This window comes from Ruminococcus sp. 1001136sp1 (assembly GCF_039841815.1).
In the GTDB taxonomy this organism is placed as follows: Bacteria; Bacillota; Clostridia; order Lachnospirales; family Lachnospiraceae; genus Blautia_A; species Blautia_A faecis.
Window position 1 is genome coordinate 203,463 of the sequence record NZ_JBDPGY010000005.1, and the last position, 14,038, is coordinate 217,500.

The 14,038-nt window shown below is 45.2% G+C and carries 13 protein-coding genes and 1 pseudogene; 10 read left to right on the plus strand and 4 right to left on the minus strand.

The genetic code is table 11. From position 1 onward, the window contains the following. Nucleotides 1–116: 116 nt before the first annotated feature. Nucleotides 117–1,049, plus strand: a complete 933-nt coding sequence (hprK, locus tag ABHC48_RS06430; protein WP_118583906.1) for an HPr(Ser) kinase/phosphatase — start codon at nucleotides 117–119, stop codon at nucleotides 1,047–1,049. A gap of 162 nt (nucleotides 1,050–1,211) precedes the next feature. Next, nucleotides 1,212–2,153, plus strand: coding sequence for an ROK family glucokinase (locus ABHC48_RS06435; protein WP_195698993.1), 942 nt, complete (start codon nucleotides 1,212–1,214; stop codon nucleotides 2,151–2,153). 223 nt (nucleotides 2,154–2,376) lie between these two features. On the opposite strand, the gene ABHC48_RS06440 is transcribed toward ABHC48_RS06435, so the two are convergent. Beyond that, nucleotides 2,377–4,974, minus strand: coding sequence for a PBP1A family penicillin-binding protein (locus ABHC48_RS06440; protein WP_195698992.1), 2,598 nt, complete (start codon nucleotides 4,972–4,974; stop codon nucleotides 2,377–2,379). Between the two features lie 244 nt (nucleotides 4,975–5,218). Here ABHC48_RS06440 and ABHC48_RS06445 point away from each other — a divergent pair, with 244 nt between their 5' ends. Then, nucleotides 5,219–5,875, plus strand: coding sequence for a YigZ family protein (locus ABHC48_RS06445; protein WP_195698991.1), 657 nt, complete (start codon nucleotides 5,219–5,221; stop codon nucleotides 5,873–5,875). Nucleotides 5,876–5,992: 117 nt separating this feature from the next. Here ABHC48_RS06445 and ABHC48_RS06450 read toward each other — a convergent pair whose 3' ends face one another. Next, the gene (locus tag ABHC48_RS06450; RefSeq protein ID WP_173773444.1) at nucleotides 5,993–6,511 is read right to left on the minus strand and encodes a peptidylprolyl isomerase; all 519 of its coding nucleotides are present in this window, start codon (nucleotides 6,509–6,511) and stop codon (nucleotides 5,993–5,995) included. A gap of 97 nt (nucleotides 6,512–6,608) precedes the next feature. Here ABHC48_RS06450 and tsaE point away from each other — a divergent pair, with 97 nt between their 5' ends. The 3 genes from tsaE to rimI are packed head-to-tail and all read left to right on the plus strand — an operon-like array spanning nucleotide 6,609 to nucleotide 8,288. Continuing rightward, nucleotides 6,609–7,040: a tRNA (adenosine(37)-N6)-threonylcarbamoyltransferase complex ATPase subunit type 1 TsaE gene (gene tsaE, locus ABHC48_RS06455; protein ID WP_173772218.1), complete on the plus strand. Its 432-nt coding sequence runs from the start codon at nucleotides 6,609–6,611 to the stop codon at nucleotides 7,038–7,040. A 56-nt stretch (nucleotides 7,041–7,096) separates the two neighbouring features. Beyond that, nucleotides 7,097–7,825 (plus strand): tRNA (adenosine(37)-N6)-threonylcarbamoyltransferase complex dimerization subunit type 1 TsaB, encoded by a 729-nt coding sequence (gene tsaB / locus ABHC48_RS06460; protein WP_173719273.1) that lies wholly within the window; start codon nucleotides 7,097–7,099, stop codon nucleotides 7,823–7,825. Between the two features lie 22 nt (nucleotides 7,826–7,847). Then, nucleotides 7,848–8,288: a ribosomal protein S18-alanine N-acetyltransferase gene (gene rimI, locus ABHC48_RS06465; RefSeq protein WP_148463469.1), complete on the plus strand. Its 441-nt coding sequence runs from the start codon at nucleotides 7,848–7,850 to the stop codon at nucleotides 8,286–8,288. A 76-nt stretch (nucleotides 8,289–8,364) separates the two neighbouring features. Here the strand turns inward: rimI and ABHC48_RS06470 are convergent, their stop codons facing one another. After that, nucleotides 8,365–10,953: a YfhO family protein gene (locus ABHC48_RS06470; protein ID WP_195698990.1), complete on the minus strand. Its 2,589-nt coding sequence runs from the start codon at nucleotides 10,951–10,953 to the stop codon at nucleotides 8,365–8,367. Nucleotides 10,954–11,114: 161 nt separating this feature from the next. Next, nucleotides 11,115–11,258, minus strand: coding sequence for a DUF6783 domain-containing protein (locus tag ABHC48_RS06475; protein ID WP_306797114.1), 144 nt, complete (start codon nucleotides 11,256–11,258; stop codon nucleotides 11,115–11,117). Here ABHC48_RS06475 and ABHC48_RS06480 point away from each other — a divergent pair. The 4 genes and pseudogenes from ABHC48_RS06480 to ispD all read left to right on the plus strand — a co-directional run. Next, nucleotides 11,196–11,378, plus strand: a pseudogene (locus tag ABHC48_RS06480) (DUF6783 domain-containing protein); the annotation flags it as partial. The gene ABHC48_RS06475 and the pseudogene ABHC48_RS06480 sit on opposite strands and share 63 nt — an antisense overlap. Before the next feature lie 3 nt (nucleotides 11,379–11,381). Beyond that, a complete protein-coding gene (locus ABHC48_RS06485; protein ID WP_173719275.1) occupies nucleotides 11,382–12,293 on the plus strand; it encodes a ribonuclease Z in 912 nt (303 codons plus the stop codon). Between the two features lie 3 nt (nucleotides 12,294–12,296). Beyond that, complete coding sequence (gene tsaD, locus ABHC48_RS06490) at nucleotides 12,297–13,316, plus strand: tRNA (adenosine(37)-N6)-threonylcarbamoyltransferase complex transferase subunit TsaD (protein ID WP_148463466.1); 1,020 nt, start codon at nucleotides 12,297–12,299, stop codon at nucleotides 13,314–13,316. Then, complete coding sequence (ispD, locus tag ABHC48_RS06495) at nucleotides 13,316–14,011, plus strand: 2-C-methyl-D-erythritol 4-phosphate cytidylyltransferase (protein WP_195698989.1); 696 nt, start codon at nucleotides 13,316–13,318, stop codon at nucleotides 14,009–14,011. Before tsaD ends, ispD begins: the two co-directional genes overlap by 1 nt. Nucleotides 14,012–14,038: the final 27 nt, after the last annotated feature.

Sequence of the window (14,038 nt, forward strand, 5' to 3'; positions counted from 1 at the left end):
GTGCAAAGAAACCTGCACAGACTGCATAACAGTTTTCACCTATTATGAGGAATCTTGTAACTGCAGGGAACTGCTTATGCGGGAAGGACTTCATTAGAGAAAAAGGAGATAAAAGCATGAAGGGTGTACAGCTTACCAAGCTGGCGCAGGAACTGAATCTGACCAACCTGACGCCTGATATTGACCTTACAGAGATTTATGTGAAGACAGCAGAAATAAATCGTCCGGCTTTGCAGCTTACAGGATATCTGGAGCATTTTGCAAACGAGCGTGTTCAGATCATCGGATATGTAGAGTATACTTATCTGATGCAGTTAAGCGATGAGGAGCGCACATTCAAGTACGAGCGTTTTATCTCCAGCAAGATCCCATGTGTCATCTTCAGCACTATGACAAGACCGTCACAGGATATGATCGATCTTGCATACAAATATAATGTACCTACATTTGTGACAGAGAGAACTACGTCCAGTCTGATGGCAGAGATCATCCGTTGGCTTGGCGTCCAGCTGGCTCCCTGTATTTCCATTCACGGTGTGCTTGTGGATGTTTATGGCGAGGGTGTCCTGATCACAGGCGAGAGCGGTATTGGTAAGAGCGAGGCAGCCCTTGAGCTGATCAAGCGTGGTCACCGTCTTGTCAGTGATGACGTTGTTGAGCTTCGCAAGGTGAGCGATGTTACTTTAGTTGGTTCCGCACCGGATATCACACGTCACTTTATTGAGCTTCGTGGTATTGGTATTATTGATGTGAAGACCCTGTTTGGTGTTGAGAGTGTTAAGGATACCCAGTCTGTGGATCTTGTTATCAAGCTGGAAGAGTGGGACCGTGACAAGGAGTATGACCGTCTGGGACTTCATGAGGAGTATACGGAGTATCTTGGAAACAAGATCGTATGCCATTCCCTTCCGATTCGTCCAGGACGTAATCTGGCTGTTATTGTTGAGTCTGCAGCCGTTAACCACAGACAGAAGAAGATGGGCTACAATGCAGCTGAGGAGCTGTACAAGCGTGTTCAGGCGAATATTGCCAAAAAAAGAGAAGAATAAAAATCAGAGTGTGCAGATTGCGGGAATACTTTTTTAATAGGCTTTAAGGCACAGTAATGCATAGAACGGTAATGCATAAAACAGTAATGCATAGAACAGTAATGCATAGAACAGTAATGCATAGAATAGTAATTTATAGATCAGAAAGGATGGAAATTTACAATGGGTATGTATTGTTTTGGTATTGACGTAGGAGGAACTTCTGTAAAATGCGGTCTGTTTCTTACGAATGGAACTTTGGTTGAGCAGTGGGAGATTCCTACAAGACTGGAGAATAACGGTTCTTCAATCCTGCCGGATGTTGCAGATGCAATCAAGACGAAGCTGGATGAGAGAGGAATCACAAAGGATAATGTAGACGGTGTTGGAATCGGTATTCCAGGACCTGTTAATGAGAATGGTGAAGTTCCTATGGCAGTTAACCTGCACTGGGGCTTTAAGGCCGTAGCAAGCGAATTAAGCGCACTTACAGGTCTTCCGGCAAAGGCAGCCAATGATGCCAATATCGCAGCTCTCGGTGAGGCATGGAAGGGTGCTGCAGAGGGGGCCAAGAACGTAATCCTGGTAACACTTGGAACCGGTGTTGGCGGCGGCATCATCATCGACAGCAAGATCATCGCAGGTTATCACGGTGCCGGTGGAGAGATTGGACATGCATGTGTCAATCACAATGAAGTTCGCCCCTGTAACTGCGGTAATCACGGATGTCTGGAGCAGTATGCATCTGCAACCGGAATTGTACGTGTGGCAAATGACATTCTGGAGGAGAGTAAGGAGGACAGCAAGATGCGTCATGTAGAGAAGCTTTCTGCTAAGAATGTTCTTGACTTCTACAAGGAGGGCGATGCTCTGGCTGTTAAGACTATGGAGAAGGTTGGAGACATTCTTGGAAGCACACTTGCCGTGTTTGCATGCGTAACAGACCCGGAAGCAATTGTAATTGGCGGCGGTGTATCCAAAGCAGGTAAACCTCTTACAGACTGTATCCAGAAGCACTATCAGAAATATGCATTTCCATCCTGCAAGAGTACTCCAATCATTCTTGCAAGCCTTGGAAATGATGCCGGTATCTATGGCGCAGCCCGTATGGTGATCAAAGACTGATTTCAGATCATCCAGAGAATTTCATAATACATAAAATCAGGAAACGCCTTGTGCAGAGGATTGCTGAATCCAGCAGACTCTGTGCAAGGCGTTTCTTTGTATATATAGTTTATCGCTTCCGGCATTGAACAGCTATTATTTTGGCAGAAAAAAACTGCAGCTTTCCGGAAACGAAAACTGCAGTTCTCTAATTGTTTATTACTGGTTGTCAGCTGAAAGCTTTTTAGTAATAATAAATATCATCATTACCAGAATCTCCGCCGCTTTCATCTGGATACTGGATATCACCGCCGCCGGTACCGTCACCGCCAGTACCGTCACCACCAGTACCATCGCCGCCAGTGCCGTCACCGCCACTGCCATCTGCATTGTCTGTGCCGTCCGGATTTTCCGGATCTGGAGTCGGAGTGGCATTTTCATCGCTGATTTCCATATCTTCATCCTGACTTTCGTCATATTCGTAGAAATGCTGGTCACAGTACTCTGTAGGCATGGTTCCTACATCAAAGTACTCCTCTGTAACCGGGCAGCCAACTCTCGGAAGAAGTCCTGTATCAGCACAGATACTGATCTGTTCAATACCATCCGGAACTTCGAAATCTTTGTATTCCATTCCCTGATGGATCCGGTTCATGACCTTACGCCATAATGTCTTGTGGAAATTACGTGCGTCACCTTCCGGTATCTTCTGGTTGCCGTCGTAACCGGACCATACTGCACATGTGTAATATGGTGTATATCCTACGAACCAGAGGTCATTGTATGCATCTGTAGTACCTGTCTTACCTGCAACTGCCATATTATCAAGCTGGCAGGCTGTACCGGTACCATTCTGAACTACATCCTCAAGGGCGCTTGTAAGAAGATAAGCAGTTGTTTCCTTAATGACGGAGCGTCCTACAGAGTTGTTCTCAATCAGTACGTTTCCGTTGTGATCAAGAATCTTGGTGTAGTAAACCGGTTTGATATAATTACCGCCGTTCGCAATGGCTGCGTATGCGGCACAAAGCTCTACGTTCTTAACACCGTAGGTCAGACCGCCAAGTGCTGTAGGCAGGTTGGCATCTGTATAAACATTGCCATTGGCATCAGTATCCGCTTCTGTACCATGTGCCAGTGTGGTAAAGCCAAAGTTGTCCAGATATTTCAGGCCAAGCTCAGGGGTTACATCCTCAAAACACTGAACGGCAACGGTATTGACAGAATTACGGATCGCTGTACGGATCGTAGTGGTGCCATTAAAGCTGCCGCTTGCATTATTGACTGGTGCGCCGTTGTCGTAGGTGATTGGCTGGTCTTCGTAAGTGGTAGCCAGTGTCATTCCCTTTTCATTAAGGGCCGCTGCATAGGTGGATACGATCTTAAATGTAGAACCTGGCTGACGGGTACTGTCTGTAGCGCGGTTCAGGGTAAGGCTGGCAGTCTTGGTTCCCCGTCCGCCAATGATCGCCTTCACATATCCGGTATGCTGGTCGATAATCGTCATTGCTGACTGAGGCTGGGGGGCAAAGCTTACACGCTCTGCAACAACCGTGCTTCCGTCTGCAAGAATATTCGCTTTATAACGGTCTACATAAGTCTGTCCCTCGTCCTGGGAATCAAACAAAAGATCAAAAGACGGATCCTCATTCTGGAAGTAAAGCTTCATCATTTCCTTGCTGTAGTTTACTTCCTGTCCATCCGGCTGTTTCACGGTAAGGGCATAATCAAGTGCGTACTGTACGTAATCCGGATAGTTGGATGGATCGGAATATTCCTCATCCACAATGTTCTGAATGTCCGGATCCTGGGTAGTCATGATCTTCAGACCACCGCTATACAGAAGGTTCTGTGCCTGTGTCTTGGTGTATCCCTTGATATTCATCAGATCATTGATAACCTGCTTGGTAAGCTCGTCCTCAAAGTAAGAGTATGTCTTGCTGGAAGACTGTGTATTAGAAGCCTGTGCCTCCTGAATGCGGGTGTAAACGTCATCATTAATAGCATCGTCATACTGCTCCTGAGTGATGTAACCCTGATCCAGCATATGGTCAAGAACCTCTTTACGTCTCTTTGCATTTTCCTTGGGATTCTCGATAGGGTTGTATTTGGTAGGAGCCTGGGTGATACCTGCCAGAGTTGCACACTCGGAAAGATTCAGATCCCACACATCTTTATTAAAATACTGACGGGCAGCAGCCTGTACACCGTATGCACCTGCACCAAGGTTGATGGTATTCAGGTAATTCTCAAGGATCACGTTCTTGTCGCTGATCTTTTTCTCAATCTCAACGGCAAGGAACTGCTCCTGAAGCTTACGTGTAAATCGCTCCACCTGTGTAGATTCGTTGGTCCAGTTGGTGAAAACGTTGTTCTTCAGAAGCTGCTGGGTAATGGTACTTGCACCCTCGGAAAAGCTTCCGGTAGTAAGTGCTTTCACACCAGCACGAAGAATACCTCTTACATCAATTCCATTATGCTCATAAAAACGCTCATCCTCGATAGCCACTACTGCATGCTGCAGATCCTCCGGAATCTGGTCAATGGAAACCGGAAGTCGGTTGGCATTAGGTGCTGCCAGCTTACGAATCTGATTACCATTGCAGTCATAGAGGAAAGTGGCATAACCAAGAGGCATGATATCCACTTCATTTACGTCCGGCGTATTTGCAAGTATTCCACGAATGGAACCAATTCCAAGACTGGACACTGCAACGCACAGGGCGATCAGGCCGATGAAAAGGACTCTGATAAACGAAACATGTGCCCTTTTTCCCATCATGGACGAGCGGGAAATAAGAGAATTCCGTTTCTTAGAGGCCGATTTTTTTCCGTAGTTCATGATAAACCTCCTTTATAATCCGTTCTATTATATCAAATCCAGGTTCGTAAATAAACCCTAAAATCGAATATTTCTGTGAACTTTGTTCACAAAAAACACCTCGCGGAACGGTATCAGTGAATAGTAAGGTGAACAGCATCCTTTTACAAGACTGGAAAGAAAAGCCAATTCATGTTACACTATAGCAAATGAGGAAGAACAAGCTGTTATCTTTATTTTATTATGAGTTTTTGGAGGTTTCCGTATGCGGGAAAATTATAAGACCATCTATGCAGGAGGCGAGGGGGAGATTACGGAGAAGAAATCCCGGTTTATTGCGACGGTGCGCCTGGTGGAAAAAGAGGAGGACGCTCTTGCTTTCATAGAGGAAATGAAGAAGAAATACTGGGATGCCAGACATAATTGCTATGCTTATTCTATTGGAGAACATCGGGAGTTTACTAGGTGCAGTGATGACGGGGAGCCGTCAGGAACTGCAGGACGGCCTATGCTGGATGTGATCTTGGGGGAAGATATTTATAATGTGGCGGTAGTTGTGACCAGATATTTTGGCGGTGTGCTCCTAGGTACCGGCGGACTTGTGCGAGCCTATTCCGGAGCAGTGCAGGCTGGCCTGGGGGAGAGTACGGTGATAGAGAAGTACCATGGGATTTCATTGGCACTGACTGCAGATTACACGGCTATCGGCAAGCTGCAGTATATTGCAGCAGAGAATCAGCTTCCGGTCCTTGACACGGAGTACACAGACAAGGTGATCATGCATCTTCTTGTGCCAAATGACCAGGTTGGAAGAATCCAGAAGGTGATCACAGAAGCCACCAGCGGACGTATAAAGATGGAGAAAGAGAAGGAGCTTTATTTCGCAGATGTGGAAGGCAAAATAAAGGTGTTTGACCATTAAAAGAGAACAAAAACCCCTGCATCTGGAAAATAAACATTCCACAGATGCAGGGGATAAAGTTCTTTTGAAAGCTTTTTAAACATGCTCTGGATCAGTCTGCCTGCAGAGCATGAATGATCAGCACTTCTCTGGTTCTGGATAATCTACGCCGAAGGTGTCTACTGTCATGGATTTGATCTTCTGCTCATCAAGTGGTCTGTCGCTGTAGTCAGTGTCAGTCTCAGCAATCTGGTTTACCACCTCCATGCCCTCGGTCACTTTACCAAAAGCAGCGTAAGCACCATCAAGGTGTGGAGCATTTTTGTGCATGATGAAGAACTGGCTTCCTGCTGAATCCGGATGCATGGCTCTTGCCATGGAAAGAACGCCCTCGGTATGTCTTAACTCATTCTTCACACCGTTCTGAGCAAATTCACCCTTGATGCTGTATCCAGGACCGCCCATTCCGGTTCCGTCCGGGCAGCCGCCCTGGATCATGAAGCCGTTGATAACACGGTGGAAAATAAGTCCGTCATAAAATCCCTTTTTAACAAGGCTGATAAAGTTATTTACAGTATTTGGTGCAATCTCCGGATATAACTCTGCTTTGATCACATCTCCGTTATCCATAGTAATGGTAACAACTGGATTTGCCATAGTTTGATCTCCTTTTTTAAAAAGTATTGTATTTCGTTATTCGTTCTATTATAATATGCAAAGAGCAATTCTGCAAGTAAAAAGGAGTTGTAAAGTTATGATAAAAGAAACATTCAGCCCCGAAGAGACCTTCGCTTTCGGCAAATGGATCGGGGAAAAAGCTCTTCCCGGGCAGGTATACACACTGGTAGGAGATCTTGGGGTAGGTAAGACTGTTTTTACCCAGGGAGTGGCAGAAGGACTGGGGATTACAGAGCCTGTAAACAGTCCGACTTTTACTATTATTCAGGAATATGAAAGCGGCCGTATGCCATTTTATCACTTTGATGTGTACCGGATCGGGGACATTGAGGAGATGGAAGAGATCGGCTATGATGACTATTTCTACGGAAATGGAATCTGTCTCATCGAGTGGGCCAATCTGATCGAAGAAATCCTGCCAGAGCAGATCATTGAGATTACCATTGAGAAAAATCTGGAAAAAGGGTTCGATTATCGTAAGATTACAGTAACTGGATTACCAGAATAGATTAAGTGGCAGAAAAATTAGAAAATCTCCAAAAGTGGGGAGAGTAAGGAGAAAAAATGAAGATTTTAGGCCTTGACAGCTCAGGAATCGTCGCTTCTGTTGCAATAGTGGAGGACGAGAACCTGATTGCGGAATATACAGTTAATTATAAAAAGACACATTCCCAGACACTTCTTCCTATGCTGGACGAGCTGGTGAAGATGACAGAGCTGGATCTGGATACCATTGATGCCATTGCAGTGGCAGCCGGCCCAGGCTCTTTTACAGGACTTCGTATCGGTTCTGCTACAGCCAAGGGACTTGGTCTTGCGTTGAAAAAGCCTCTGGTGGAAATTCCTACTGTGGATGCACTGGCATATAATTTGTATGACTCCAGAGCATTGATCTGTCCGATTATGGATGCAAGAAGAAGTCAGGTTTATACAGGAATTTACCGCTTTCAGGAGCATAAGCTGGTAACGGTAGAAGCTCAGATGGCAGTTCCAATGGCTGAGATGATTGAGAAATTGAATGCGAGAGGGGAAGAGGTAGTATTCCTTGGCGATGGTGTGCCTGTTTTTGGAAAAATGATCCAGGAGAACCTGAAGGTTCCATATTCTTTTGCTCCTGCCCATGTGAATAAGCAAAGAGCAGCTGCAGTGGCTGCCCTTGGTGGGATTTATGTGAAAGAGGGTAAAGTAGTGACTGCTATGGAGCATGTTCCAGAATACCTGAGAGTTTCCCAGGCAGAGCGTGAGCGCGCCCAGAAGCTGCAGGAAGAGAAAGCTTCTGAAAAAAACAGCTGAGAAGAAAAGGAGAAGTCAGAGTATGATTCTTCGTGAAATGCTGGTAGATGACCTGGATCAGGTCATGAAGATTGAAAACGAATTATTTTCCCCGCCATGGACGAAAGAGGGATTTTTTACTTATCTGACCCGCAAGGATGCCATGTTCCTTGTAGTGGAAGAGAAAGGAGAAATCCTGGCTTACTGTGGCCTGATCATGGTTTTGGATGAAGGCGACATTACCAATGTTGCAGTGCGCCCGGACAGGCAGAAAGAGGGGATTGGGCATTTCCTTATGGACAGTCTGATCCGGCTTGCCGAACAGCAGGGAGTTACCACGATCCATCTTGAGGTTCGTACAGGCAACGGGACTGCCATCCGTCTTTATGAAAGAATGGGATTTACAAAAGACGGGATCCGCAAGAAATATTATACGGATCCCGTGGAAGATGCTCTGCTTATGACTAGGCATCCGCGTGGATAAGTGAGAACCTCTCATTCTCGCAAAATGTGACGCACATCTTGCAGAAAGCCTTTTTCAAACATGCTTCAGTCATGGTCTATCGCATGATTTTATGCCTGAGCCCATACGCTACATTGTAGAAAATCAAAAGCGCAAATGCCACAAAGCTGAGTGCAGCCCCAAGTGACTTACCGGGCGCATGGAATTCAATCTGGATTTCATGCGCCCCTTTTTGTAACGGAAAACCAAGAAACGCCTTGTTAACTTGTACCGGTGCAGCTTCTTTCCCATCCACACAAACAATGTATCCTTTGGAGAACGTATAGGAGGTTACGAAATATCCATCTTTCGGCATATCAATACTACCGTTTAGAATCTCTTTCCCGGAAACTTCTTTTTCCTGAAAAGTTACCAGCCCCGGATGGGAAAGCAAGCTTAATGGAAGGGTGTAGGCTTTTATATTTGTGAGCTTATATTCTCCTCTGGAAAACATAATATCCAGAGCATCCATATCCTCATTAGAAGAAATCATATAATAAAAGGTATCATTATTGTTGGGATAAGGAGCCTCAGAGCCGGAAAGCCGGTTTCGGATGCCGTTTATGGTAATGGACATATCCTTTTCCCCATTGTATTTTACGTCAAAAGAGAGCAGCAGAATAGTGGATGCCGGCAGTGTTTCCGGCAGTTCCAGGCGGAAGGTTTCATCTTTTTTTGAAGTCTTGTGATCAAGAAAATCGGCAGGCAGGGAATATTCCTTCATTTGAGAAGCGTATGGCAAAAAAGCGGCAGAAAGATCACTGGCATTCTCTGAATTGTCAGGAGAATCCGGCACAATTGTGCGGTTGGTAATGGTATCCAGTGTCTGCGGATAAGAAAGCTTATCATATTCACTTTCTGTCATCAGAGCCGTACTTCCATAAGCAATAGGCAGCACATTGCTGTTTTCTGCCAGTATATGCCCGTCTTTTTCCAGAAGGGTCTTATAGCCCGCAGGAACTTTATCTGCTTTTGTCTGAATATACCGGACGCCCATCAGATATTCCTGAAAAGGATTTACATCAGCTGTCATGGCAACACGGTTGCGGATGCTGATGGGCATTTGCAGGATATCGTACAGCAATGTATTGTAAGTGCTGTTGGAAATAGAGGAATACAAGGTGCTTTTATTTTGCTCCCCGGTGATCACATAGTTTGAATTGTTGGATGGGTGCTCGATCACATCGAACCGTGCCTGAGGATTTTCACAGCACGCCTCCAGATCCTCCCTGGAAAAATAGTCCCTGGATTCGTCTGCAATTGTGGCGTAATGCTCTTCCTGCCCTTTTGTCAGATAAAGCATAGAAGGAATCGCAAGCAAAAGTACAAGTCCTCCAAGATTTATCCACCAGCAGCTGAATGGTATCGTGATTTCTTTTTCCTCCAGAAAAACGCCAAGGGAAGCACAGACAAGAAGCAGCACAAGATCAGCTGTGACCAGGTGCCGGATCTGCTGATTATGTAAAAGGAAAATAAGCTGTACGATAACCGGAATTGCACAAAGCAAAGCCAGTGGCAGACTGTGGCGTATTTTTTTCTGTCTGAGGCCTTCAAGAGCCTGTGCAGCCAGGTAAAGAATCAAAGGCAGAAATGGGATCAGGCATTTGGGCCTTACATATAAAGTGGCATTTAAAATCCAGTAAAAAATGTCAAAAAACAGCAGTGCAAAAACAGCAATTGCCAGCTTTCGGGTTTTCTTTTCCCGTATGCATAGAAACAGTGCATACAGACAAAAAAGAGTGAGTCCGCAGCCGTAAGGACTGTATAGGATGCTGTCCAGTGTGGGGTTCACTCCCAGGATTTTTAACAGGGAAGTGGAATCACCGGTATCCTTTTTATTTCCAAGGATGGAAAGACCGGTGGGAAGCAGGAGAAAGAGATTCATGGATACGGCAAAAGACACGTCCACAATATAGTTCCACCATATTTTGCATTTTCGTTTTTTCTGCATTCTGGCGGGTACATTTTTCAGATGCTCCGGCAGCAGATGGCTGATATAAAGGATGCATGCCAGAAAGCAGGATGGGAAAAAGTAAAAGCTATGCAAAATGCAGAAAAACAGGGAAAGGATCAGTCCAATATGGGGATGGATGTGGTACACGTCCTGTTCCTGGTGCTCAAAAATCCGGTCCAGGCAGAGGAAAGCCAGTAAAAGAAATGGCAGATAATTCACAAACATGATCTGTCTGTGCGCCTGGAAAAAGCAGTTTGCGCTAAGATAAAAAAAGCCGCATGCAAAGCTGGTAAAATCCGAAAAACCCTTCCTGTGCAGCCAGTAATAAAGAAGTCCGCCTCCAAGCAGGATTTCAAATATTGCATATCCCTGAATAAACCATTCCATTTCCACATGGGGAAAAAGATAGGAAATCAGTACATCCGGGCGCATAAATCCGTAGTAGGAGAGGGAAAAGAAATTGGTTCCGCCTCCAAGTCCGGTGAAGTCCGGAAACAGGCTTCCTGTTGCATAAAAATTTTTTCTCATATAATCAGCAATGGTTACATGCTGGGAATACCAGTCTGTCTCGGAGCCAAACCAGGAACCGGAAGGTATCAGAAGGAAGATGAGAATGCTGCCAGCTGTCAGAAGAAGCAGCAGAGTAATGGCGTTTCGCCAGGTGAATTTTTGAGGCTTGCTGCAGAAAATCATAATAATTCCTTTCTGTTGCTGAGCTTAAAACAGCAACAAATGTTAAGTTCAAATTATGAAAGCACATTGTAAGCGGTTTGTCAAGCGGCTTCATCTTAATAATTTCTGAATGATTTTCCATATTGGGAAGACCTGACTCTTGTTTTAGGAAACTGCTTGTGTTAAACTTTCCTAGAGCATGTTTGAAAAATCATTTCCGCAATCTGCACGCCCCACTTTGCGGTAGATTTCACCCGAATTCGGTTGCCGTAGCCCACTACGGCGCCCTCATCCGGGCAAAATCTTCCACAAATTGTGACGCACATCTTGCAGAAAGCATTTTTCAAGCCTGCTCTGGAGCATGTTTGAAAAATGTTGTTATAAGATTGCTTCGGAAAGCATTTGGAAAACACGTTTTGGAGAATAAAGAAAAGAGGATATTTTAATATATGTTAGATGTTTGTCTGCTGGGAACCGGAGGTATGATGCCACTTCCAAGAAGATGGCTCACTGCTCTGATGACCCGGTATAACGGCCACAGTCTTCTTATTGACTGCGGCGAAGGAACTCAGGTGGCAATTAAGGAAAAAGGATGGAGCTTTAAGCCTGTTGACGTGATCTGTTTTACCCATTATCACGGAGATCACATCAGCGGACTTCCTGGTCTTCTTCTTACAATGGGGAATGCAGAGCGCACAGAACCGCTTACCTTGATTGGTCCGAAAGGTCTTGAGCGGGTAGTAAACGCACTTCGCGTGATCGCACCGGAGCTTCCTTTTGAACTGAAATTTATCGAGATTAACGGACCTGAACAGGTATTTGAGATTAATGGTTACAGGATCACGGCTTTTAAGGTAAACCACAATGTACTTTGTTATGGATATTCACTGGAGATACTCCGTCAGGGGAAATTTTCCCCGGAGCGTGCCCGTGAGCAGGGAATCCCATTGAAATACTGGAATCCTCTGCAGAAAGGCCAGACTATTGAAGCCGATGATGTGACATATACTCCGGATATGGTTCTGGGACCTGCGAGAAAGGGACTGAAGGTTACTTACACTACAGATACCAGACCCACCGAGTCAATTTTGAAAAATGCGTCTGGCTCAGACCTTTTTATCTGCGAAGGGATGTACGGCGAGGATGACAAGCTGGAGAAGGCAAAAGGCTATAAGCACATGACGTTCCGTGAAGCTGCTACTCTGGCGAAGCAGGCTGATGCAGGGGAAATGTGGCTGACTCATTACAGTCCGTCTCTGATCCGTCCAGATGAATATATGGACATGGTGCGGGATATTTTCCCAAAAGCTTATCCAGGCAAAGACGGAAAAACAATGGAAATGAATTTCGAAGAGGATTAAAAAATGAAAGATACATTCATTCTTGCAATAGAAAGTTCCTGTGATGAAACTGCGGCTTCTGTAGTAAAAAACGGCAGGACTATATTATCAAATGTGATTTCTTCCCAGATTGCGCTTCACACTCTGTATGGAGGTGTTGTGCCGGAAATCGCTTCACGTAAACATATTGAGAAAATCAATCAGGTGATCGAAGAGGCACTTTCCGAGGCAAATGTGACCCTGGATGATCTGGATGCAATTGGCGTTACTTACGGTCCTGGCCTGGTAGGTGCTCTTCTTGTGGGCGTAGCTGAGGCGAAGGCCATTGCATATGCGAAAAAGCTTCCTCTTGTTGGAGTGCATCATATAGAAGGACATGTTTCTGCCAACTATATTGAACATCCGGATCTGGAACCGCCGTTCCTTTGTCTGATCGTGTCCGGCGGACACACACATCTTGTAATTGTAAAAGACTATGGAGAATTTGAAATCCTGGGACGCACCAGAGATGATGCTGCGGGAGAAGCTTTTGATAAAGTTGCCCGTGCAATCGGATTGGGTTATCCAGGTGGACCAAAGGTAGATAAATTGGCAAGAGAGGGAAATCCGGACGCCATTGTTTTCCCGAAAGGAAAATTAGGAGACTGTCCTTATGATTTTAGCTTCAGTGGCGTGAAATCTGCTGTATTGAACTATATTAACAATGCCCAGATGAAGGGCGAAGAGATCAATCGTGCCGACCTTGCGGCTTCTTTCCAGAAGTCTGTGGTAGACGTACTTGTGGAGCACACAATGCTTGCTGCCAAAGATTATCACATGGATAAGATTGCTATTGCAGGCGGAGTTGCGTCCAACGGAGCTTTGAGAGAAGCTATGACTAAGGCTTGTGAAAAGAGGGGCTATAAGTTCTATCGTCCGTCACCTATTTTTTGTACAGACAATGCGGCGATGATCGGCGTGGCAGCTTATTACGAATATATCAAAGGAACACGCCATGGATGGGACTTAAATGCAGTTCCTAACCTGAAACTGGGAGAGAGATAATGGAGCAGGGCAGATGTACGGCAATCGTTCTGGCGGCAGGCCAGGGCAAAAGAATGCATAGCAAAATACAGAAGCAGTTTCTGGAAATAGGAGGGAAGCCGGTTCTGTATTATTCCCTGCATTGCTTTCAGGAGAGTCCGCTGATCCAGGATATTATTCTGGTGACGGGGGAAGAAATGATTTCTTACTGTGAGCAGGAAATTGTAAAAAAATATGGCTTTTCCAAGGTGCGCAAGGTGACAGCAGGAGGAAAAGAGCGTTATGATTCTGTGTATGCAGGACTATTATGCTGTCAGGATACAGATTACGTGTACATTCATGACGGTGCAAGACCATTTATCACAGAAGAGATGGTTCAAAGAGGATATGAGGCCGTGAAGCGAACCAATGCGTGTGTAATGGGCATGCCGTCCAAGGACACTGTGAAACTGGCAGACTCGTCAGGCTATATTAAAGAGACTCCAGATCGTAAAATTGTATGGAATATTCAGACTCCTCAGATATTTTCATATGATCTGATTCGCGGAGCTTATGAAAGCATACGCAAAAAGGACATGACAGGGGTAACAGATGATGCAATGGTAGTGGAGCAGAAGACTGGAACCAAGATCCTTCTTGTGGAGGGATCCTACCAGAATATCAAGATCACTACACCAGAAGATCTGGCGATTGCAGAGGCTTTTTTGAGATATTGAATGAATTTTTGAAAAAAATAAAAAATC

Excerpts from the sequence above, each read along its gene's own strand:
- ABHC48_RS06445 (WP_195698991.1), top strand. The coding sequence starts at position 5,219 with ATGCGGGAAAATTATAAGACCATCTATGCAGGAGGCGAGGGGGAGATT.
- hprK (WP_118583906.1), top strand. The coding sequence starts at position 117 with ATGAAGGGTGTACAGCTTACCAAGCTGGCGCAGGAACTGAATCTGACC.
- ABHC48_RS06485 (WP_173719275.1), top strand. The coding sequence starts at position 11,382 with ATGTTAGATGTTTGTCTGCTGGGAACCGGAGGTATGATGCCACTTCCA.
- ABHC48_RS06435 (WP_195698993.1), top strand. The coding sequence starts at position 1,212 with ATGGGTATGTATTGTTTTGGTATTGACGTAGGAGGAACTTCTGTAAAA.
- ABHC48_RS06450 (WP_173773444.1), bottom strand. The coding sequence starts at position 6,511 with ATGGCAAATCCAGTTGTTACCATTACTATGGATAACGGAGATGTGATC.
- tsaD (WP_148463466.1), top strand. The coding sequence starts at position 12,297 with ATGAAAGATACATTCATTCTTGCAATAGAAAGTTCCTGTGATGAAACT.
- tsaB (WP_173719273.1), top strand. The coding sequence starts at position 7,097 with ATGAAGATTTTAGGCCTTGACAGCTCAGGAATCGTCGCTTCTGTTGCA.
- tsaE (WP_173772218.1), top strand. The coding sequence starts at position 6,609 with ATGATAAAAGAAACATTCAGCCCCGAAGAGACCTTCGCTTTCGGCAAA.
- ABHC48_RS06475 (WP_306797114.1), bottom strand. The coding sequence starts at position 11,258 with ATGTGCGTCACAATTTGTGGAAGATTTTGCCCGGATGAGGGCGCCGTA.
- rimI (WP_148463469.1), top strand. The coding sequence starts at position 7,848 with ATGATTCTTCGTGAAATGCTGGTAGATGACCTGGATCAGGTCATGAAG.
- ABHC48_RS06440 (WP_195698992.1), bottom strand. The coding sequence starts at position 4,974 with ATGAACTACGGAAAAAAATCGGCCTCTAAGAAACGGAATTCTCTTATT.
- ABHC48_RS06470 (WP_195698990.1), bottom strand. The coding sequence starts at position 10,953 with ATGATTTTCTGCAGCAAGCCTCAAAAATTCACCTGGCGAAACGCCATT.
- ispD (WP_195698989.1), top strand. The coding sequence starts at position 13,316 with ATGGAGCAGGGCAGATGTACGGCAATCGTTCTGGCGGCAGGCCAGGGC.